The organism is Vibrio sp. 10N.222.55.C6, from assembly GCF_041473395.1.
GTDB lineage: Bacteria > Pseudomonadota > Gammaproteobacteria > Enterobacterales > Vibrionaceae > Vibrio > Vibrio crassostreae_C.
In genome coordinates, this window is record NZ_JBFRSD010000040.1 from 1 (window position 1) to 20,258 (window position 20,258).

At 42.7% G+C, this 20,258-nt stretch carries 20 protein-coding genes; 11 read left to right on the forward strand and 9 right to left on the reverse strand.

Annotated features, from left to right (window positions below; all coding sequences use genetic code 11):
- Positions 1–36: 36 nt before the first annotated feature.
- From AB4486_RS20905 to AB4486_RS20915, 3 genes are all read right to left on the reverse strand, one after another.
- Positions 37–351, reverse strand: a complete 315-nt coding sequence (locus tag AB4486_RS20905) for a helix-turn-helix domain-containing protein (protein ID WP_017061716.1) — start codon at positions 349–351, stop codon at positions 37–39.
- A gap of 117 nt (positions 352–468) precedes the next feature.
- Positions 469–708, reverse strand: coding sequence for a hypothetical protein (locus AB4486_RS20910; RefSeq protein ID WP_017061717.1), 240 nt, complete (start codon positions 706–708; stop codon positions 469–471).
- A 338-nt stretch (positions 709–1,046) separates the two neighbouring features.
- Positions 1,047–1,640, reverse strand: coding sequence for a TfoX/Sxy family DNA transformation protein (locus AB4486_RS20915; protein ID WP_065583723.1), 594 nt, complete (start codon positions 1,638–1,640; stop codon positions 1,047–1,049).
- A gap of 192 nt (positions 1,641–1,832) precedes the next feature.
- Here AB4486_RS20915 and AB4486_RS20920 point away from each other — a divergent pair, with 192 nt between their 5' ends.
- From AB4486_RS20920 to AB4486_RS20935, 4 genes are all read left to right on the forward strand, one after another.
- Positions 1,833–2,141: an Hpt domain-containing protein gene (locus tag AB4486_RS20920; protein WP_017061719.1), complete on the forward strand. Its 309-nt coding sequence runs from the start codon at positions 1,833–1,835 to the stop codon at positions 2,139–2,141.
- 10 nt (positions 2,142–2,151) lie between these two features.
- Positions 2,152–4,476, forward strand: coding sequence for an ATP-binding protein (locus AB4486_RS20925; RefSeq protein ID WP_372058422.1), 2,325 nt, complete (start codon positions 2,152–2,154; stop codon positions 4,474–4,476).
- A gap of 258 nt (positions 4,477–4,734) precedes the next feature.
- On the forward strand, positions 4,735–5,595 hold the full coding sequence (locus AB4486_RS20930; RefSeq protein ID WP_102333684.1) for a helix-turn-helix transcriptional regulator: 861 nt from the start codon (positions 4,735–4,737) through the stop codon (positions 5,593–5,595).
- Complete coding sequence (locus AB4486_RS20935) at positions 5,588–6,790, forward strand: EAL domain-containing protein (RefSeq protein WP_017061722.1); 1,203 nt, start codon at positions 5,588–5,590, stop codon at positions 6,788–6,790. The genes AB4486_RS20930 and AB4486_RS20935 overlap by 8 nt, the downstream gene beginning before the upstream one ends.
- Before the next feature lie 54 nt (positions 6,791–6,844).
- On the opposite strand, the gene moeB is transcribed toward AB4486_RS20935, so the two are convergent.
- Both moeB and moeA read right to left on the reverse strand, forming a co-directional pair.
- A complete protein-coding gene (gene moeB, locus AB4486_RS20940) occupies positions 6,845–7,597 on the reverse strand; it encodes a molybdopterin-synthase adenylyltransferase MoeB (protein WP_065583719.1) in 753 nt (250 codons plus the stop codon).
- 12 nt (positions 7,598–7,609) lie between these two features.
- The gene (moeA, locus tag AB4486_RS20945) at positions 7,610–8,845 is read right to left on the reverse strand and encodes a molybdopterin molybdotransferase MoeA (protein ID WP_102393097.1); all 1,236 of its coding nucleotides are present in this window, start codon (positions 8,843–8,845) and stop codon (positions 7,610–7,612) included.
- A 216-nt stretch (positions 8,846–9,061) separates the two neighbouring features.
- Between moeA and folE the strand changes: the two genes are divergently transcribed.
- Positions 9,062–9,715 carry a GTP cyclohydrolase I FolE gene (gene folE / locus AB4486_RS20950; RefSeq protein ID WP_017061725.1) on the forward strand — a complete coding sequence of 218 codons (654 nt, stop codon included), beginning with the start codon at positions 9,062–9,064 and terminating at the stop codon, positions 9,713–9,715.
- Positions 9,716–10,017: 302 nt separating this feature from the next.
- Here folE and AB4486_RS20955 read toward each other — a convergent pair whose 3' ends face one another.
- From AB4486_RS20955 to AB4486_RS20970, 4 genes are all read right to left on the reverse strand, one after another.
- Positions 10,018–10,671: a hypothetical protein gene (locus AB4486_RS20955; RefSeq protein ID WP_240492681.1), complete on the reverse strand. Its 654-nt coding sequence runs from the start codon at positions 10,669–10,671 to the stop codon at positions 10,018–10,020.
- Positions 10,664–11,203, reverse strand: coding sequence for a YaeQ family protein (locus AB4486_RS20960; RefSeq protein WP_017061727.1), 540 nt, complete (start codon positions 11,201–11,203; stop codon positions 10,664–10,666). Before AB4486_RS20960 ends, AB4486_RS20955 begins: the two co-directional genes overlap by 8 nt.
- Positions 11,204–11,320: 117 nt before the next feature.
- Positions 11,321–11,530 (reverse strand): cold-shock protein, encoded by a 210-nt coding sequence (locus AB4486_RS20965; protein WP_010430417.1) that lies wholly within the window; start codon positions 11,528–11,530, stop codon positions 11,321–11,323.
- A gap of 448 nt (positions 11,531–11,978) precedes the next feature.
- Positions 11,979–13,064 (reverse strand): PQQ-dependent sugar dehydrogenase, encoded by a 1,086-nt coding sequence (locus AB4486_RS20970; RefSeq protein ID WP_372058425.1) that lies wholly within the window; start codon positions 13,062–13,064, stop codon positions 11,979–11,981.
- Positions 13,065–13,334: 270 nt separating this feature from the next.
- Here AB4486_RS20970 and AB4486_RS20975 point away from each other — a divergent pair, with 270 nt between their 5' ends.
- The 6 genes from AB4486_RS20975 (at position 13,335) to AB4486_RS21000 (ending at position 20,247) form a co-directional block, all read left to right on the forward strand.
- Positions 13,335–14,528, forward strand: coding sequence for a multidrug effflux MFS transporter (locus tag AB4486_RS20975; RefSeq protein ID WP_065583717.1), 1,194 nt, complete (start codon positions 13,335–13,337; stop codon positions 14,526–14,528).
- Between the two features lie 478 nt (positions 14,529–15,006).
- Positions 15,007–15,819 (forward strand): crotonase/enoyl-CoA hydratase family protein, encoded by an 813-nt coding sequence (locus AB4486_RS20980; RefSeq protein WP_017066674.1) that lies wholly within the window; start codon positions 15,007–15,009, stop codon positions 15,817–15,819.
- A 93-nt stretch (positions 15,820–15,912) separates the two neighbouring features.
- The gene (locus tag AB4486_RS20985; RefSeq protein WP_372118493.1) at positions 15,913–17,103 is read left to right on the forward strand and encodes an OmpP1/FadL family transporter; all 1,191 of its coding nucleotides are present in this window, start codon (positions 15,913–15,915) and stop codon (positions 17,101–17,103) included.
- Entirely contained in the window at positions 17,103–17,792 is a 690-nt protein-coding gene (locus AB4486_RS20990) for a hypothetical protein (RefSeq protein WP_017064442.1), read from the forward strand. Before AB4486_RS20985 ends, AB4486_RS20990 begins: the two co-directional genes overlap by 1 nt.
- A gap of 287 nt (positions 17,793–18,079) precedes the next feature.
- The gene (locus tag AB4486_RS20995; RefSeq protein WP_032546839.1) at positions 18,080–19,192 is read left to right on the forward strand and encodes an NADH:flavin oxidoreductase; all 1,113 of its coding nucleotides are present in this window, start codon (positions 18,080–18,082) and stop codon (positions 19,190–19,192) included.
- A 419-nt stretch (positions 19,193–19,611) separates the two neighbouring features.
- Complete coding sequence (locus AB4486_RS21000) at positions 19,612–20,247, forward strand: CatB-related O-acetyltransferase (RefSeq protein ID WP_017061734.1); 636 nt, start codon at positions 19,612–19,614, stop codon at positions 20,245–20,247.
- The last annotated feature ends 11 nt before the right edge of the window (positions 20,248–20,258 follow it).

Consider the following 20,258-nt stretch of genomic DNA (forward strand, 5'->3'; position numbering starts at 1 on the left):
ATCCAATTAGGAAACAAAGCGCGGGAGTGTTTAAATTCACTGCAAAACACATATTTTGTCAGTTTTATTTAAACTATAACCTATCTTGTAAATGGTATTGATTTCTATCCATCCACCGAGCCTAAGAAGCTTCTTTCTTAAAGACATGATCACCATATTCAATGCATTGTCACAGACGAATGAATTGGGCCATCCCATTTTTAGTAGATGGTGTTTGGTTAAATGCTCCCCTTGATGAGTGAGTAACTCTTTTAGAACTAAAAATTCACTGAGTGTGAGCTGGATGGGTTTTATCGTTGGGTGGTCGGCTAGCGAAATTCTTAGCGACCCTTTATGTAAGATTAAGTGCATAAACAAACAGCCAGTTTAATTATCATACCCGTATTATTTATTTGCTGCGATTACATGCAAGGTCAGGTTGAATATTAATCTGGCTATTATGCCTACTTAATGGGTTTTCCTTTCATATTACACATCAAACGAAACCATTTTATTTGCTGTTTTTGTATTAGTTATTTCAGTTTGTTTAAGTTCAACCTTACAACGTTCGCTTTGTGAGTTGAACGCGACTTGATTGCTAATAGGGTTTGAAGCGCAGTCAGAAGTCGGTACTTTCCCTGTCCAACGCACAGTGACATTTGCGGCCGCCGACTGAAAAGAGATAAGAGTTGCTAATACTGCTGTTGAAATAAAGATTAATGAACGCATATTTAGGCACCTTTTATTAGTGTTGTGTTGATATGCCTAGTTTGGTAGCGATAGGGCAGGTTGTAAAATAAATAGTTATAAATTCAGTTGCATTAAAACTTGAATGGTAATTTGTAGCAGAGGGAATAGTAGGAAACCAAAATAAAGGCTGGCAGTGAAAATTAAAACGGAGTGGGCGATCAAATGAAAGGGGAGGCTAATTTAAAGACGTTAAACTTGAGTGAAATCACTTAAGGACAGCGGGTTAGCCTAATGAGCCGTAGCTAGGAATAGCCACGGCATCAAATTGACCGCATTTGGATTTAACAAGAATCTAAGCTTCGTTAAAACAATATAGGCTAACAATAACTTTGAGCTTGGGTGCGCAATGCATTTTTTAGGTTCGTCGGCAGTTGTGAACGGTGTATACCCTGGATTGCACCCTCTAACGACCAAACTAACTCGATGGTTGGTTTATGGTGGGTATGCTGTTGGATAGCCTCTACAGCACCAATCGTGCCCAGGTTTTTGAGTTTCTCAATGGAGTTTATACCCGCTTTCTCAAGAAGTTGCTCAGTTGAGAATCGCATGTTGGGTAAGTCTTTGAGCCTTTCGGGAGCAGAAATATAACTGCTTCGTGATCTCTTTATTTGCTCTAGTGCGATTTCTGCTTCACATAGAGTCAAAGAATACTTGCTCCAAGGGTTTGCTGGCAACTTGTAATAATCCGCATTCTGACTTACTCCAAGTACGCTCGCATTCACCTTGGGGTAGCCCTTGTTAATAAAGTAGCCTTTTTGTGCCGGTGTTCCTCTGAGGTACAGCTCCCCACTTTTATGTAGAACGAGCAAAACGTGATCTACATAGAAGGCCGTTACGCCAAATATTTGTTTTATAGACACTCGACCTAATTGTTCCAAGCGTCTAAAAGTATGTCTGAAAAGTTGAGCCATTATTTTCACTCGATAATCATAAAAAGTGTGATCTATTGTCCAAATGTAGCCAGCAGTGAATATGGCATAAGCCAAGTTAAAAAACAGACAATGCCATTGGGCATTCCGGTTATTTAAATTCTCGATCTGCCATATCAGTTTTGTAACAGACGGTCAAAATTAAGGGGGGTCACGAAGGCGGGAGAAATTGGTATGTATAGCATCGACACAAATGTATTTTTAATGGCGACGGGTTGTAACTTTCAATCGGATATTGGCGTTCGATTTCGTCAGATTGCTATTAGAAGTTTGCACAAGGTTAATGATGATATTCTTCAAGGAGGTGAGTCCAATCGAGCGCTCGCCCATAAAGTGAAAGGCATTGCGTTATCTTGCGGGGCTACAGAGGTTGCAAGAATTTGTCTTAAATTGGAGCACTACGACGCGGTAATCAATGAAAGTGCCGGAAAAAAGATTTTGATGGATGTGTCTAACGCCATGATTCAACTTTTTGACGCTTAAGTTGGAGGATATGAACGTGTCTTTTAAAAATAAAATCATTTTCACCAACGCAACAATACTGGTTCTATTTGTGGTGTTGCTTACGTACTCCGCTATCGAAATCGTTCAGGTTTCTTCACAAAACCAATTTGAAGAGATAAAGGAGAGCATTACGGGAAATAACAAAAAGCTTCTACTTACCTTTGTGAAAGCTCAAAGTGTAACCCTTGATAAAGAGGTCGAGCTGATCACTGAGGAAGTGGAGCATGTAGCGATTGATTTTGCTCATGATTTTGTTAATGAATCGAAAAACGAGGCACTTCGTAATAAACAACTGGCTTATATCAACACAGAGCGTAAGCCTTTTATCAAAAAGGTGCTTTTTATTGACACTGAACGCAACCAAGAAGTCTCTATCACCGAAAATGGTATTGTAAGCCGCTCTATTTCTGTCGATTTTAGTCGCATGATCCACTACAAGAATTTCTATATAGGGAAAGAAGTTAAAGTGGGGCACGTCACTAAGTTTGCCATTTATATCCGTCCAGAGCACTGGGATAACGCGTTACTCAAATTTGATTTAGATTTAGAGTATTTTTCTCGTTCACTGACTTTTGAAAATATGATCGATGAATTCCAATACCGTTATTTCTTAGTAGACGACAGCGGCAAGCTTATCGCGTCGAATCTACAACAGAATGTCGACCAATTGATGTCTGAAAGTGTTTTTGATGAACAAATTCAAAAGAGTGTCGGAAGCCATATCATGTCACATTACTTGGGTAGTTTTGTGGTAAGTGGCGAAAAAGGTGTTTTCAATGTCACTTTTGTTCAGAACCGTCAAACCGGTTGGAGGTTGATTTTAGTCACGCCAGAGCATGTGATTCGTTCCAGTTATGCGACCACCAAAGAGCTGGTTTTATCTGGTGATAACTCGTTGATCAAACGCCTGTTCTTTGCTTATATCCTTTTGCTTGGTCTGTTTTTAGCTATTAACTCAATCGCGGTGAATAAGATGCTGATACCTATTTCTAAATTGATCGCACAAGCTAAATATCTAAAGCAGCGTGATTTTAATAAATCCAGACATACTGTTTATAGTAATGGAGACGAAATTGAACAGCTTTCAAAGGCTTATTCTGAGGCTGGGATCCAGATTCAAAATTTGATTGAAGGGCTTGAATATGAAGTTGAAGAGCGAACGAAGCTGTACGAGATAGCAGCGCAAGAGGCGAGTGAGGCCAATAAACAGAAATCGGTGCTGCTTTCAAATGTGTCCCATGAGGTTCGCACGCCACTGAACGCGATTATTGGTTATACACATATGCTAAGCCATAGCAAAAACTTTGACGAATATCGCCATCAGCTGAACGGTATTTCGAGTGCGAGCAATACTATTTTAGGCATTGTGAATGACCTATTGGATTTTGAAAGAGTAAAAGCAGCAAGCTATTCATTAAACCCTAAATGCCTGTCCGTAATGAGTTTGATGCGCGAAATTGAAAATACGTTTTTTCCGCTTAGCGAGTCTAAACAATTGTCGCTTGATATTATATGCAATGTCGATGCTTCGACAACATTGATGATTGATGAGCTTCGTATTAAGCAAGCAATCAATAATATAGTTTCGAACGCATTGAAGTTTACAAACAAGGGAGGGGTGACAATAGAAGTTTCAACCGACGATAGAGCATTCAATATCTCCGTAAGCGATACTGGAGTCGGTATTCCCCAAGATAAATTGGATGCGGTGTTTAACGGCTTTGAACAGGTTAATCAAGAAGACCAACAGTTTGGTTTTGGCTTGGGCTTGGCGATAACTAAAACCATCGTAGAGTTAATGAAGGGTTCGTTGCGTGTTGAGAGTGTGCTCGGCACCGGTAGTACTTTTGTTATCTCACTCCCAGCTCAAGAAATTATGAATGTTCTTGAGTGTTCTAACGGTGTTGCTGAACAGGTATATAACGTTAGAGAGCGCTTAGACTGCACAAGTAAAAAAGCCTTGATCGTTGATGATGTTGAGTTCAACCGAGAAATTCTAGAGTTCCACTTAAACGAGCTAGGTTGTGAATGCATGACCGCGAATGATGGTTTGGAGGCTTTAGCACTCGCTTCTGAACATGACTTTGATGTTGTACTGACGGATATTTCAATGCCGGTTATGGATGGCATTGAGCTTGCTTCTGAGTTGGGAAAGCGTAAGCCATCGTTACCTATAATTGCCGTTACGGCACGAGCTACCATTCAAGAAGAGGCTCGAATGGACCAATACTTTTCGTGTTATCTAACCAAACCGCTCAACCCGAGCGATCTAAAGCTAAAGCTTCATTGCGCTTTATCAGGTGGTACTTGCTAACTTAGTTAAATACTCCTACCTATAACCTGAGGGTAAGCCATCTTCGGATCTTCATGTATTATTTTCATCTGTTTTTCTGAGAGTTATGGGCATTGTCATCAAGATAATGCCCAAACTGTTATGAAAATAACTATCATCCAATAAGTGTTGAGAGTAGCTGGGCATTTTCAAATTATTCAATCACAGCTTGCCCTTAGCTTTTGTTCGTATTTAATTAAAAATAAGCTAAATCACAATAACGAATAAGAAAATAAAGCTATGTTTGGAAATATTATACGTACGTTTCGTGTTAATAATGGTTTGTCTCAAACTAATTTTGTTGATGCGATTCAAAGAAGTAACTCTAACTTTAACAACCTGGACGTTGTGACACTAAGCCGTTGGGAAAGAGGAGTAACAACTCCCCACTTAAAACGTCAAAACGAGTTACTGGACCTTATTGGAGTCAACATATTTGATGTTTGGGAGGCAAACGACTCACAAACAGTTCTCACAGGGTTAACGAATAAATTTAATAATAACGGTTATATTGATATGAACATGCACGTCCAAACAGAAGTTACGGTGATTAACTCAAATAATTCATTCCTTCTTGGGAAGATTACCAAGTTAATTGATGTCATCTTTGAATATGAGGATAACGTTATGCTCAGTAATTTAGAAGATTTAGATCTGAGTAGAAAGGTAATTATTGAAAAAATAATAAATCAATATTCTGGAGAGTTAACGCTCGTCACGGTTAATGGGCAATTAATCGGACACTTATTAAGTGCTAACTATAATCTTGCAGCAGATTTTTTGGAGCAAGTCTTAGTATCTAAAGAAGATAGAGCACATTTAGTTGTTACTTTTAACTGCACTCATTATTCGTCATTTACAGACACAATGGGCAGAGAGGCGTACAAGTATCTACAAAGCTTAAATCCAGATAAAGAGCTTTATATACTACTGAAAAGCAAAAGGATTTTTGATCTGTTTTTTTCATTGGGCTGCGAGTATCGAAGTGTAAGAAGTAACGATAGATCAATGAAGGTCATGAACTTGGATTCAAAGAAAATGAAATCACAACGCACTTGGATGGATATTATTGCAAACTATAAAGGTGAAGAGAATGAATAACACAGTATTGATTGTTGACGATGTTGAACTATCGAGAGAGGTCATTAAAAATGCGGTCTCTTTATCTAATAAAAAAACATCTGTACAGTTTGCAGAAAATGCGTTCGATGCAATGAGCAAAATGCAAAACGCATCATTTGATTTGGTGATTATGGACATCATGATGCCCAATGGCGATGGATTTGAACTCTTGAGTATGATGTCGCAACAAAATGTTGAGTCTAAAATAATCATTATTTCAGGTTTGGATAAATCCATTGTTAGCTCGGTGAGTATGCTTGGAAAGCTCTATGAGTTAAATGTTGTCGCTTCACTAGAAAAGCCTATTTGGGCTAACCAAATAAGTGAGTTGGTTGATAAAGCACTTGAAGTTGAAACCATAACCAAAAGCGAGCTTGGCTTTGGTAACCGTGCAACAATCATCGATGACGATTTTCCCATCAATCTGGTTTATCAGCCGCAAGTTGTTTCGGATATAAATGTTATTTCGGGGTTTGAAGTGTTGTCACGATGGTCTGATGAAAACGGGACCTTACTTCCACCGAGCTATTTTTTGCCAGTAATTGAAGAGCTAGGAAAGCAAAAGGTTTTTACCAATATCGTGATAAATAAATTCATTCAGGACTATCATCTCCACTTCAGTGAACTTGATAAATCGTTGAGGTTCTCAATTAATATCGATCCTAATTTACTGACTGATGAATCTGTTGTCGATAATCTACTCGAGATCTATAAGCAAGGTATTGAGCATACTATCGTTGTAGAGCTGACTGAAAAGGGGCTTTCAGGCAATATTGAAAAAGAATTGTTGGCAAATATTTTACGGCTAAGGTTGAATGGTTTTGAGATCTCTATAGATGACTTTGGGATGGAAGCATCGAATATTGAACGTATTGTCAAACTGCCTATTAGTGAGATAAAAATAGATAAAACCATTACATGGGGACTTTGCCATAACATTGATTACATGCAAAAAATCGATGAAGTTAAGAAGCTCGTTTCGGTAAAAAACGCACGTATTATCTATGAGGGTGTTGAAAATAAAGACACCTGTGCATTTCTGGAAGCTCTAGGCGGCTTTAACCAACAAGGTTTTCTTCATGGGGTTCCATCACTACCTGAAATTGTAGTTGAGATGCTCGCAGAGCAAAAGGAGCTAGATTACGTCGCTTCTGAATATACTTCTAATCATTAACAACGTATTAGGGTAACGAGCCAAAGCCAACTCAATGGGCTTTGGCTCTTTTTATTACTTACCACACACCGAACAATTAGGCATCTTTATTAAATTCATTTCACGCCAGCTGTGAGACATGGCATCGAGAATCAAAAGTTTGCCTTGCTTTGGTTGTCCAAACTTGGCAATAACCTTGATAGCTTCCAAAGCCTGAGCCGCGCCTACCATGCCAACAACAGGTGCCATCACACCGGCTTCAACACAGCTTAGAGCAGCGTTGCCAAATAGAGCGCTTAAACACTGGTAACAGGGTGCGTCAGCATCTTGATAAGTGAAGACGCTAATCTGACCTTCCATGCGAATCGCAGCGCCCGATACAAGTGGCGTTTTTGAGGCGTAACACAAACGGTTAAGTTGATTGCGCGTTTCAACGTTGTCGCTGGCATCAAGTACTAACGAATGCGCTTCAATGAGCTTTGCTAGTGCCTCGTCATCAAGTCTGTGGTCGACCGTTTCAACTCTAAGGTGTGGGTTTAACACCTGTAATGATTCAGCGGCTGAAACGACTTTCTTCTTACCAATATCAGCGTCGGTGTGAAGCACTTGTCGTTGCAAGTTTGAAAGCTCGACAACATCGTCGTCGATCAGCATTAGCTTACCAATACCCGCAGTCGCAAGGTATTGAGCAGAGGCACAGCCTAAACCACCCGCACCTAACACCAAAATCGAGCTCTGTTTCAACGCTTCTTGACCCTCAAAATCAAACTGCTTGAGAATGATCTGGCGGTTATAGCGAAGCATCTCTGCGTCAGACAGTATTTCCATCAGCAAGCCTCGTTAGTAAAGCGTGGAGTTAAACAGTTGAATCTGAACCGTTTCACCGACTTCAACACGGCCACGTTCGCGCTCTAGTACCACAAAGCAGTTTGCTAAGCTCATTGAGCGGAAAGCGCCAGAGCTTTGGTTACCTGTTGTTTCTACTACAAACTTACCGTTTTCAATCGAGTAAATACCACGTTGATAATCAGTACGGCCTGGGCCTTTTTTGAATGCAGATTTAGTGATCGCAGGAATCGATTCTGGTGCTGTCCACGCAGTGTGACCAGCTAATTTAGCCAGCATAGGCTGAACTAACACATACATAGTCATCATTGCTGATACTGGGTTACCCGGTAGGCCACAGAACCAAGCGTTGTCTAGCTCACCAAATGCGAATGGTTTACCTGGTTTGATTGCTAGTTTCCAAAAGCCGATTTCGCCAAGCTCTTCAAGAATGTCTTTGGTGTAATCAGCTTCGCCGACACTTACGCCACCAGAAGTGACAACTACGTCTGCCAGTTCTTGCGCTTTTACAAAGGTTTCTTTAAGCGTTGCAGGGCAATCAGGAATAATACCTAGGTCAATTGCTTCGCAACCAAACGCTTCAATCAGTGGTTTGATACCGTAGCGGTTGCTGTCGTAGATCTGACCATCTTCAAGAGGCTGACCTAATGGCTTGAGCTCATCGCCAGTAGAGAAGAAAGCGACTTTAGGTTTGTGTGCCACAGTTACATGACTCACACCGAGCGAAGCAATCATTGGAATGTCACGAGGTGTTAAACGTTCGCCACGGCTAAGAACGATATCGCCTTGCTTGATGTCGTCACCGGTAGGGCGAATGTTATTGTTCAGCTTGATGTCGTCTTGCTGAATCTCAATGCCAGCGTCAGTTTCAGCCGTGTTTTCTTGCATGATTACGACGTCACAACCTTCCGGGATCTTTGCGCCAGTCATAATGCGAATACAGGTGTTTGCTGGCCATTCACCTTCAAAAGGTTGACCTGCAAAGGACTTGCCCGCTAAAGGCAGCACTTTACTGTTCTCTAGGTCTGCTAAGCGCAGTGCATAGCCGTCCATTGCTGAGTTATCAAAAGGAGGGACGAAAATAGGGGATAGAATATCTTCAGCAAGTACGTAACCCAATGCTTCTGCTAATGGCAGTGATAAGGTCGTTTGAATAGGTTGAATTGGTGATAGCAGCTTATCTAGTGCTTCTTCAATTGGCATCAAGCCCGGAGCGTCGCAACAGCCCATAATTGAAATCCTTTGATCGTTATTATTTTGATTTGGCGGTTGGCAATAGGGATTCAATAGTTATCAAATCATGATGGTTCGCCAACGAAATTCTAGCCACTCTAGCACAGTTTAAGCCCCGTAAATAATGACCTCCCTTAAAATATGGGTGTATTTATTCAAAATTCCGAGTATCCTTGTTTGCCATCCAGAAGGGGTAATAAAAGAGGAAGTTCAATGTCAGGTCTTAGCGAATCAGCGAAGTTGGTTAAAGATGCGCTAGCAAGCCGTGGTTTAGAGACACCAATGAGTCCAAACCAGGTTAGCCGAGAAGAGAAAAAGGAACGAATCGAACACCATATGCGTGAGATTCTCACTCTCCTTGAACTTGATCTTACGGACGATAGTCTGGAAGAAACACCGCAACGTATTGCCAAAATGTACGTGGATGAAATTTTCTCTGGTTTGGATTACGCCAATTTCCCTAAAATTACGGTAATCGAAAACAAGATGGGCGTTCGTGAGATGGTACGAGTAAAAGACATTACCGTGACCAGTACTTGTGAGCACCACTTAGTGACGATTGATGGTAAGACTGCGGTCGCTTATATCCCGCGTGGAAAAATCATTGGTCTTTCAAAGATTAACCGTATTGTTCGATTCTTTGCTCAGCGCCCACAAGTTCAAGAGCGTATGACGCAGCAGATCCTTGTTGCACTGCAAACGCTACTCGAAACTGATGACGTTGCTGTCACCATGGATGCGGTTCACTACTGCGTGAAATCACGCGGTGTAATGGACGCGACTAGCGAAACGACAACAACAGCTCTGGGCGGTATCTTCAGATCAAACCCAGCAACGCGCCACGAGTTCTTACACGGCCTGCGTTGATTCACTGCATTATTAGATGAATTCAATTTAGCCTCTGTAAATTGATGTTCATTGAAATATATTCTAAGCCTCGCTTTATGCGGGGCTTTTTTACGCCTGCAATGAAGTCAACTGTAATGGCTGAGAATGCTGTTATTCCCTAAAGTGAAGAATGAGCGACTTATTCACTTTCGCCATTCCCTAAAGTGAGGAATGAACGTAATAGGGAATCTGTTGCGGCCAAGCAGAAAAAGCACGCTCTATATCTTAACGTTTGTTGAAAGCATATAGAGCGTAACTAGAATCAGTCGCTGGTGGAGTGCTTAAGAAAGGTTAAACAAACGCTTTAAGTGGTGAACAATACCGGATGGCTTGTTCTCGGCTTGATAGATGCTCAAACCATCGTAAAAACTCGCCATGAACTCTACGCGAATCTCATCATCACTGCTTCTCGATATACGAGACAGTAGCGTAGCGGCTACAGCTGCGTGATCATTGGCTAGGCTGTAATCCATTCCTAGTCGTCCTTGAATGAACAACCACAAATGCGTGACTAGTTTTAACTGTTGAGCGTTAGAGTTTTGAAACTTGTCGCTGTGCTCAGTTCCCACTGTATTATCGAATACATTTTGCATCGCCTCATTCGCTTCTTTATTGCTTTCAAAGCGATAGCTTGCATCGATATGTTCCTTGGTTAGCAAGCCAAGCAACGTCTGACGTGCAGAGTTCTCCGGCTTGTTCTCGCAAGCGTGTTTAAACAAAGCGTGGTTTTCATCAATAAATGACGACAGCTCTTTCTCGTAGCCTGTCGAGAGCGCTTTGACTGAACCTAAACCTGCTTCTTTTAAACACTGGTGAAGCTTGGTTCTAGCTTGTTGTTTAGCTTTGATTTCTTGCTGCGCGTCGGCTTGTTGCTTGGCTTCTTCTAGCTGGCTAGCTGCTGTTTGCGAATTATTCGGGGTTGGACGCTCAGTCATTACTCTGTAGCTCTTCCCACGTTACTTCTGCCGATTGAGTATCGCTGTTAATGAAAGCAGAGTTACCCGTCAGCATGACTGAAAGATCCATCGTACGTTGTGTCATCGCCGCTAGCTGCTCAATACCATCGTTGTCTAGACGAACGATCTGAGCTTTTAGGTAGCCGAATTTACCTTTGTTCTGCTCCCACCAAACGTTTGATTTAGTGTTGAAGCTGAATACGCGTACTGATTTAGATAGGCGAGTTGCCTTCTTAACACGCTCTGGATCGGGTTCGCCCACATCGACCCATTCTAGGATTTGATCGTCTAACGACTTCTGCCATAAATCGGGTTCTTCAATGCTAGACAACCCTTTAGTGAACTCAAGTTCAGGAGACGCATTGATACAGAAAGCCATGATTCGAGCCATCATTCGCTGTTCTGTTTCAGAAGGGTGTTGTGCAACCGTTAGATTGAAAGAGTCGTAATAGTCGCGATTCATATCGGTTAAAGAGATACGAAACTTGTAGATTGTCGGTTTAAGAGCCATTGAGAGGGTGTCTTAGGTAGAAATAGTGAAGGGGAATATTACCTTAAATCTCTGAATAGCGGGTAAAAAAATAGCCAGCAGAGGCTGGCTATTTTTAGAAAGCTTTAAAATACTAGATTAAAGTACTTTGATGCTGTCAGCTTGTGGGCCTTTTTGACCTTGAGATACTACGAACTCAACTTTTTGGCCTTCAGCAAGAGTTTTGAAACCGTCGCCAGTGATAGCAGAGAAGTGTGCGAATACGTCTGGGCCGTTTTCTTGTTGAATGAAGCCGAAGCCTTTAGTTTCGTTGAACCATTTTACTGTACCAGTAACTGTGTTAGACATGATGATATCCTAAAATTAAATTTTTATTTTGAGCCAATTGTGGCACTGATAGCGTGGAAAAGTTTATTGCTATTGCGTACAACACAACGGGGTTACTAGTAATCCAACGAAATGTTTATATACAAAGAACTTTCTTTCTAGCCGGGAACGAGTCTAAATCAAATCAGGGGATAGTCAATCGAATACATAGGGAAAGGTTGCAGAAACTTGGGGGTAGTCAAACTTTGCATTCCTTAAATATCATGGAGTTACAGTTGTATGGTGATTTGTTGTAGTTTTTGTGAAAAAGGTGGTCGAAATTGATGACGAATTTGGAGTAAATGCACTGTTTTAGCGCATTCATTTTTGCAAATTTAAAGCCGCTAACTGGGCGTTGAGCCCACTTTTAACGGCTTATATTTATAAATGTCGTTGTAAGGTAAGTGCCTTTACTTGAACGAGGTCTCGGCTACTTTTTCAAGCGGTACAGGTTGCCATTATCAGTGCTGAAGAAGATGTCTCCGTTTGGTGAAGTTTCGATGTCTCTTACCCTTTCGCCCAAGTCCTCTAAAATGCGTTCTTCCTCGATTGCCTCACCTTGTTCATTGACTGTCACAATATTGATGTGAGTAAGTTTTAGTGCGCCAGCCAGCAGTTTGCCTTTCAGCTCTGGGTATTTGTCTCCTTGGTAAACAAGCAAACTGCCCGGAGCGATTGAAGGAACATAGACTTTTTTTGGCGCTTCAATACCATCTTTGGTTTCCGATTCGCCAACGCTGATAGGGCCCCAATACTCTTTTCCGTGTGAGGTGACAGGCCACCCATAGTTGGCACCCGCTTTTATTAGGTTAATTTCATCACCACCGCGAGGGCCGTGTTCAATCGACCAAAGCTTTTGAGTCGGGAAATCGTAATACAGACCTTGTGGATTACGATGGCCAAAGCTCCAAATTTCATTGAGCACTTTGTTGTTATCCGTGAATGGGTTATCGCTTGGTGTGCTTCCATCGGCATTCAGTCGTAATATTGATCCGGCGTGAGTCATGGTGTCTTGGCCGTTGTCTCGATCACCACGGTCGCCGATTGAAAAATACAGGTGGCTATCATCAAAGGTGATACGGCTACCAAAGTGACGTCCGGTGTCCGTTCTAGATTTAGATACAAACACGTCTGTCCAATTGATGACTTCATTATTGCTGTAATTAGCAGAAGCCAGTGTTGTTACGCCTTCATCATCGATGTCTTTACTGTAAGTGACGTAGAACTTTCCGTTTTCAAAAGGGGAAAGTGCGATATCTAATAATCCACCTTGGCCTTTCGCCCATACATTGGGCAGCCTGAAGAGTGTGTGTTGATCGCCAGTTTTTAAATCGACATGTTTAATGACGCCTGATTTTTCTGTGACTAGCATGGACTTATCGTTGACATAAGCCAGTCCCCAAGGGATCACGAGTCCGTCGGTGATCTTCTCTGCCTGCCAAGCAAAGGCTGACGTTACAGGACCTGAGGCAAGCAGCGCCAAAGCACATGAAAAAATACGGTGATGAGTGTTCATTGAAGTCCCTTGATTATGAGCATCTAGTGTTAGTCTAGCGCTTGTGGCCGATAGGCGGAAAGCCGAGGTTGCTGAAAAGTGACTATTCACATATTTAGTTGAACGCCTATTGTATGATTATACAAGCTCACGTATGTTTACTCTGCCTTTCTCTATTTGATCCTGTCGGAGCATTATGAACAACTCACCAGCAGCATTTTCGCTATTTTCTCAGTTTTTATGTTGTGAGTTAGATACGCACGATTTTTCTTCGAACGGACCTATTAAACGATGAGTCGTGGATTTGATTTTAAATCGATCTTACTTGCGTGCTTGGTCATCAGTATCGGTCAGCTCAGTATGGGACTGGTGTTTCCATCACTACCTTGGATCGCCAAAGACTTCGATGTATCACTAGAGCAAGCCCAGCTATTGGTAAGCGTGTACCTATTAGGTTTTGGGCCTTCCCAGTTTATTTATGGCCCTATTTCCGATGCTCTTGGGCGCAAGAAAGTGCTGCTGAGCGGATTATTAATCGCCATGCTGGGACTATTGATGATCATTTTCTTCAGCCACTCGTTTACCAATATGGTGATGGGGCGATTTCTACAAGGCCTAGGAACCGGCTGTTGCGCTGTACTTGCTCGTGCCTCGACGCGCGATAGATTCAACGGCGCAGACTTGCCTTTGGCTATGTCTTATATTGCGATGGTTGCCTCTATAACACCTTTGATCGCGCCTGTTATCGGTGGGTTTATTAACTTCCACTTTGGCTGGAGTATGGTGTTTATCTCACTACTTGGCTATGTCTCATTGGCTTGGGTGGTATTGGCGTTCAAGTTTAAGGAAACCGTCACTAAGGTTTCGGCTATCCCTTCACCGAAGAAAATGATTTCTCAATACAAAGAGCTACTCACTTCTCGTTATTTTATGAGCTTTGCGAGTATTGGCTGGCTTAACTTTAGCTTGATGATCACCACCGTATCAGTGATGCCATTTATCATGCAAAATCAGATTGGCATGACGTCAGATGAATACGCGATGTGGGCGGTGATTCCTGCATTAGGCATGCTCGGCGGAACAAGCTTATGTAACCGTATTCGCCCTATGCTGGGCAACAAGAAAACTCTGTTATGCACACCTGTATTACATGTGGCTGCGGCGTTGTGGCTTTTCTTTTGTCCACTTGAGCCACTTTATTTAATGCTTGGCCAGTTCTTGATGATTCTTGGCAATGGTATAGCGTTACCTTGTGCTCAGGCGTTGGTGATGTTGCCTTATAAGAAGAACGCTGGCGCGGCTGCTGCGATGTCTGGCGGAGGGCAGATGGTGGTGTCTTCAATGGTGAGCATGGGGCTGGTTCAGTTAGGACTAGGAGAAGCGTGGCATCTATCGCTTGTCATCATGTTGTTCACACTGATTACCCTGTTTAATATTTTACGTGGTTTCAGTAGTCAAGAAGCGAGAGAGTCTCAGCTCAGTTAGTTGCTTAGGTAATTAGCTAGCTGCCTGGCTAGTAGGAACGAGAAGGCCATTGAAATGATGAATTTCAATGGCCTTTTTAATGTTCAGCGCTTTGGTTTAAGTTACCAGAATATATGCTATTTTCTGACTGCTTAGGGCAAGTGGTAGTGTTCCGAGCGCAGCTTGCGGCAGGGACGTTAGTTTCCATTATTGCTGGCAGCTACTTTATCTTCTTGCTACTGAAATCTCGAAGAACATAGGTTTTGCTCATGACCGAAAGCCATTGCTAATCAAAGCTACTGGCAATCAAAGCCATTGGCGATAAAAGCTACGGATGAAAAGCAGTGAATGGAGCGATCCATCACTGCTTTTTTGTTGATGTCGTTTGTGTAAAGGGAAAGACGTTAAGCAACACAGGTCTCGCTTCTTAATGTGCAAGTTTGGCATATGTTAATAAAATGTATAACCTAAAGGTCTGACCACTGATAAGGTAGCCACCATGCCAAACCTCGATCGTATTACTTGTTCTATCGATGAAAACCAAATTGCGACGGTTGTGTTGAATCGACCCGATAAGCTCAATGCTATTGATATGGCAATGTTTCAAGGCGTGAATAACATGGTGACTCAGCTGAAAAAGAACACCGAGATTCGTGCCGTAATAGTAAAAGGTGAGGGTTCTGATTTTTGTTCAGGGCTTGATGTTAAGTCCCTATTAACCAGTAAATCTGGGGCGATGAAGCTCTTGTTTAAATGGCTACCGACATTGCCTAACGCTGCACAACGCTTTTCATTGGGTTGGCGAGATATTCCATGCCCTGTCATTTTTGCGATTCATGGTCGTTGTTGGGGAGGCGGCCTGCAATTGGTCAGTGGGGGTGATTTTAGAATTGCTAGCCCGGATGCGAACTTCTCTATATTGGAAGCAAAGTGGGGTCTGATTCCAGACATGGGAGGCGCTATCGCTTTTAGAGAGCTGATGCGTAAAGATCACACCCTTGAAATGGCGATGACGGCCAAAGTGATCGACTGTGAAACCGCTAAAGAATATGGGTTGGTGACCAAGATTGCCGAAGATCCTTACGCTGAAGCCTATGCGTTGGCACTTGAGTGTGCGAATCGGTCGCCAGATGTCGTCGCTGCTAACAAGAAGCTCTACAACAAGATTTGGTGGTCAAGCCCCGGAATGGCTGTGTTCTACGAAACTTGGTATCAGATCAAAGTAGGGTTAGGTAAGAACCGAGCGATAGCAGCACAGCGTGAAATTCATCCTGACAAGCCACGCTCTTACTTAGCAAGAAAGTTCAAATAATGTTTGTACAGGAATAATCGATATTCCCTTTGTTTATTGAGCTTTGCGGTAACCTTAGAGCAATTTAATGTCTAAGGCTAAATGAGCGCTCTGATGAACAAAACTTTTACTTACTCTCTAGCTGCCACTGCAATTTTTACGAGCTTAAATGCATTCGCAAGTGGCCTGTTTTTGCAAGAAGCTGTCGTTGCCAACGCTGGTACTACTGGCGCTGGTGATGGTGTTTACACTCGATCTGCAGCGGCGATGTGGACAAACCCTGCCACTATGTCTCACATGGGCGAAAGCAAAACGACCATCAACACCATGGCATTCGATCTTGAAATGAAGTATCAAGATAACGGTGGTAATCCAGATGGTAAAGCTCATTCCGTAATGCCGTCATTTGGTGCCTTCCACGCTCATCAAGTCACAGACAAATTGCACCTTGGTATTGCACTTGGTGCTGTTGGCGGTTCAAGCCTCGATTATGGCAGTGATTGGGCGGGTGCTGCACTTCTAGAAGATATCACTCTCACAGCAATGCAAGTGAATCCATCACTGAGTTATAAGCTGAATGACCAGTGGTCAGTAGGCGCGGGTGTGCAATTCAGCTGGGCAGCATTTGAGCAGTCAACTTCTGGGTTTACAGCTAAACAAGATACCGATTGGACCTATGGATATAACCTTGGTGTGATGTATACACCAACGGATAAACTTAAGTTGGGTGCCAGCTACCGCTCGAAACTAGAACATGAGTTTAAGAATGATGTAAATGGCGTTATTAACCAAGGCGTATTGAATTCATTATCAACTGATATTGCTTTACCTGAAATCATCGATGTCAGTGCGAGCTATGCTTTGAACTCTCAACTTGACCTGCTTGCTAGTATTCAGTTCCACCGTTGGAGTGAATGGGATACAACCGTTCTTGATTTTGGAATAGCAGGAAGTCCAATTAATGGTGTTCCGATTGAACGTGACTGGGATGACGTTTGGAAATTTGCGGTAGGTGCGGATTATCAATTGAATTCAGACTGGCGTTTGAAAGCTGGCTTCTCTTACGAAACTTCTCCGCAAGACGATCCGTCAATGCAATGGGTTGACCTTCCTGTGGGTGAACAGTACCGCTACTCAGTTGGCGCATCTACCTACTGGGACGACATCTTAATTGATGTGTTCTATGAATACGCTGATTTGGGTTCAGTTGAGATGGATCGATATGGTCGATTTGGTCAAGTTAATCTGTTGAATGGTTCGTTCGATGGCCGTATCCACTTTGTTGGTGTTAGCGCGACCTTCTAATGACATTACGTAATCTACTAATCATTACTTTAGTGTCTTTATTTTCAACGGGTGCTTTTGCTGAAGAGAAGCACCCTGATGATCCGACTAAAATCGTAACCAAAGCTGGCGTTGCTTATAACGAAGATCTGCAGTTCTCTGGGTCTATTGGGCTTGATGAAGCACGAATGATCAATGCTCGTGTTAACGCAGATGGCGAAGAATGGCGAATAGGCGGCTCATGGCTGTTGCCTATGGGTATTGTTAACTTCAACTTTAGCCGTTCTGAATATGACAACGATGCTTATAAGAACAACTACAGTATTGGCACATTTATACCACTGAGCTATTTCGATATTGAGCCGTTCGGTTGGCAAATCTTCCCTATGGCTGGGTACAGCTATAATGACGGCGAAGTAGCGGTTTTCGATGATGATAACGTTGGCTCTGACTATGTATTGATGCCGAGTGCAACACACGGTGGTTACATTGGCGCATTTGGCTTAAAAACGATTACGGATGAATGGTCTATCATGGGCTTCGGTGGTGGTTCAATGGGCTCTGATGATTATTCAGGGTATTGGGCAGGCGGCGGTGCTAGCTACAAGTTGAGTGACGCTCAATCATTCAACTTCTTCACTATTTTTGCTGAGGACGATTTCGGTGAAAATAACAGTGTTGGCGCGTCTTACACCTATGAGTTCAAATAACTGTTAGCAGGCAGAAATTCGCAGGTGGACACCTCTCGTAAGAACCATTGACTTAGTCCAGATTAAATTGAACAAAGTCGCTTATTAAAACTTAGCGACTTTCTTTTGTTACCATTTCTCCAATCTTTTTTATCTCTTTTTGATGCTTTCTATATCTTTCTCACATGAGAGTGCCGCTCTCTTAATCTAGATTAAGTTTTCGCTGCCTTATTCTCTGTAGTATCCGCCTGAATCAGTGCCCATGCTTAATGGGTAACTTGCGTAACACGATTTTGAGAGGAAGACACTTGAGCACTTTGTTTACAGAAACCCACATTGGCAAGATGACACTAAAGAATCGCTTCATGAGAAGTGCAACGTGGGAAAATATGGCCACCGAAGATGGGCATATGACAGATAAACTGTACGCTATCTATGAAGAGTTGGCTCAAGGTGAAGTCGGCCTGATCGTGACGGGCTACGCGAACATTGTTGAAGAAGAAAAGCCGAATGCAGGCATGATGGGTATGTATAACGACTCATTCATTGAAGAGTATCAAAAGCTGACTCAACTGGTGCACGACAACGACTCTAAAATCGTGATGCAGTTGGCTTATGGTGGCACCAAAACCACGCATGACCTTGGCGAGCGAGTAATCTACGCACCAAGTGAGGTTCCAGAAAAAGGCACTCAAACTCTAGGCAAAGCGATGACCAAAGACGAGATCGACTACATTGTTGATGCGTTTGCTCAAGCGTCTTTGAGAGCACAAAAGTCAGGCTTTGATGGCGTTGAAATTCATGCCGCTCACACTTACCTGATTAACCAATTTCTAAGCCCTTATTACAACCAACGTGAAGATGAATACGGCGGTAGCTTAGAAAACCGCATGAGATTTTTGTTAGAGATCTATACCGCGACACGTAAGCTGGTGGGTGATGATTTCCCTATCTTGGTTAAGCTCACGGCATCCGAGTTTTTTGAAGGTGGCGTCACCTTTGAGGAAACACGTATTGTCTGTAAAAAGCTTGAACAAGTGGGTGTGGATGGCATTGTCGTGTCAGGCAATATTCATGGCAAAGCAGACACTATGATTGGCGAGTCGCACGATGGTTTTACCATTCAAGCTGAAGGCTACTTCCATGAGTATGGTCACGCGATTAGCCAAGACGTTAATATCCCAGTGATCACGGTTGGTGGTCTAACGGATTTTGATGCTATCGAAGCGATTGCAAACAACACGGGCATTGAGTACTTCGCGCTTTCAAGACCGCTGCTTTCTGAACCCCATTTAGTGAAGCGTTGGAAGGAAGGGGATAGAAGCCCTGTTGAATGCGAACGATGCTCTAAGTGTCGTACTAAGCGCGGTAACTTCTGCGTGGTGAATAAAGACAGAAAAGTACAGCTTGCACGCATGTAGTCGCTGAGCCCAGCTCCAAGCGAGCTCCGAAGTTTATAGCTGAGTCTAAGTTTGAGCCTGTGTAATCGCGCAGGCTCTTGTTCATTCCGTATTCCACGAAACGAAATTTGAAACCTTATTAATCACATCTTCCTGTCAAATTGGCGCGACTAAACAGTTACACTACGCCTGTAAATTATCCAACCAAGTTATCGATAAAAACTGAGCAAACTTTGAAACTACTTCCTCTTCTTAAGCAACCTCGAATCCACTGACGTCTCTTTAGTTTTAGCGATATTGCTATGATTTAAGCGTGATACTCACTATTCATCCCAGTGAACCCTGTGTTTATAGGGCGTTAGTTTGTGCACCTTGGATTTGCATCGTCGAACATTTTGATAGTTAACGAATAAAACTTAATAGATCATTCAGAGGTAAAAATGCAAAAGAAGCATTGGTCCAAATTCGAGTTGCTGCATGAAGTCGTAACCAACCCCAATATTCACGTAAAAGGTCAACACAGTTATTACAGCGATTGCTGGGATAATGGGTTCGAGCAATCTGTCGTCCGTTATTTACATGGCGACGAAGTCAGCCGCCAGTGGGAGCCTCGATGGGAAATCGACGAACTCCATATCGGCGATTATGTCTGCATTGGCGCAGAGGTTGTGATTTTAATGGGTGGCAACCATACCCACAGAGTTGATTGGTTTTCGCTGTATCCATTTATGGATGTAATCGACGATGCCTACATTGGCAAAGGTGACACTCACATTGAAGATGGGGTGTGGTTAGGCATGAGAGCGATGGTGATGCCCGGTGTGACGATTGGCGAAGGCGCTGTGGTTGCAGCGAATAGTGTGGTGACTAAAGACGTCGCTCCATACAGCATTGTCGGTGGTTCTCCAGCTAAAGTCGTCAAATACCGCTTTGATGAGTCCGTTATTGACGAACTCATGTCATTCAAAATATACGAGTGGCCCTCAGATAAATTTGAAGCGCTGAAACCGTATTTATGTAACTCAGACTTTTCAAAGTTAAAGCAGGCGATAACGGATTACGACAATTGTTTGTAAGGAGCACTTGT

Coding starts and splice junctions, on each gene's coding strand:
- AB4486_RS20905 (WP_017061716.1), bottom strand. CDS start 351: ATGCACTTAATCTTACATAAAGGGTCGCTAAGAATTTCGCTAGCCGAC.
- AB4486_RS20910 (WP_017061717.1), bottom strand. CDS start 708: ATGCGTTCATTAATCTTTATTTCAACAGCAGTATTAGCAACTCTTATC.
- AB4486_RS20915 (WP_065583723.1), bottom strand. CDS start 1,640: ATGGCTCAACTTTTCAGACATACTTTTAGACGCTTGGAACAATTAGGT.
- AB4486_RS20920 (WP_017061719.1), top strand. CDS start 1,833: ATGTATAGCATCGACACAAATGTATTTTTAATGGCGACGGGTTGTAAC.
- AB4486_RS20925 (WP_372058422.1), top strand. CDS start 2,152: ATGAACGTGTCTTTTAAAAATAAAATCATTTTCACCAACGCAACAATA.
- AB4486_RS20930 (WP_102333684.1), top strand. CDS start 4,735: ATGTTTGGAAATATTATACGTACGTTTCGTGTTAATAATGGTTTGTCT.
- AB4486_RS20935 (WP_017061722.1), top strand. CDS start 5,588: ATGAATAACACAGTATTGATTGTTGACGATGTTGAACTATCGAGAGAG.
- moeB (WP_065583719.1), bottom strand. CDS start 7,597: ATGGAAATACTGTCTGACGCAGAGATGCTTCGCTATAACCGCCAGATC.
- moeA (WP_102393097.1), bottom strand. CDS start 8,845: ATGGGCTGTTGCGACGCTCCGGGCTTGATGCCAATTGAAGAAGCACTA.
- folE (WP_017061725.1), top strand. CDS start 9,062: ATGTCAGGTCTTAGCGAATCAGCGAAGTTGGTTAAAGATGCGCTAGCA.
- AB4486_RS20955 (WP_240492681.1), bottom strand. CDS start 10,671: ATGACTGAGCGTCCAACCCCGAATAATTCGCAAACAGCAGCTAGCCAG.
- AB4486_RS20960 (WP_017061727.1), bottom strand. CDS start 11,203: ATGGCTCTTAAACCGACAATCTACAAGTTTCGTATCTCTTTAACCGAT.
- AB4486_RS20965 (WP_010430417.1), bottom strand. CDS start 11,530: ATGTCTAACACAGTTACTGGTACAGTAAAATGGTTCAACGAAACTAAA.
- AB4486_RS20970 (WP_372058425.1), bottom strand. CDS start 13,064: ATGAACACTCATCACCGTATTTTTTCATGTGCTTTGGCGCTGCTTGCC.
- AB4486_RS20975 (WP_065583717.1), top strand. CDS start 13,335: ATGAGTCGTGGATTTGATTTTAAATCGATCTTACTTGCGTGCTTGGTC.
- AB4486_RS20980 (WP_017066674.1), top strand. CDS start 15,007: ATGCCAAACCTCGATCGTATTACTTGTTCTATCGATGAAAACCAAATT.
- AB4486_RS20985 (WP_372118493.1), top strand. CDS start 15,913: ATGAACAAAACTTTTACTTACTCTCTAGCTGCCACTGCAATTTTTACG.
- AB4486_RS20990 (WP_017064442.1), top strand. CDS start 17,103: ATGACATTACGTAATCTACTAATCATTACTTTAGTGTCTTTATTTTCA.
- AB4486_RS21000 (WP_017061734.1), top strand. CDS start 19,612: ATGCAAAAGAAGCATTGGTCCAAATTCGAGTTGCTGCATGAAGTCGTA.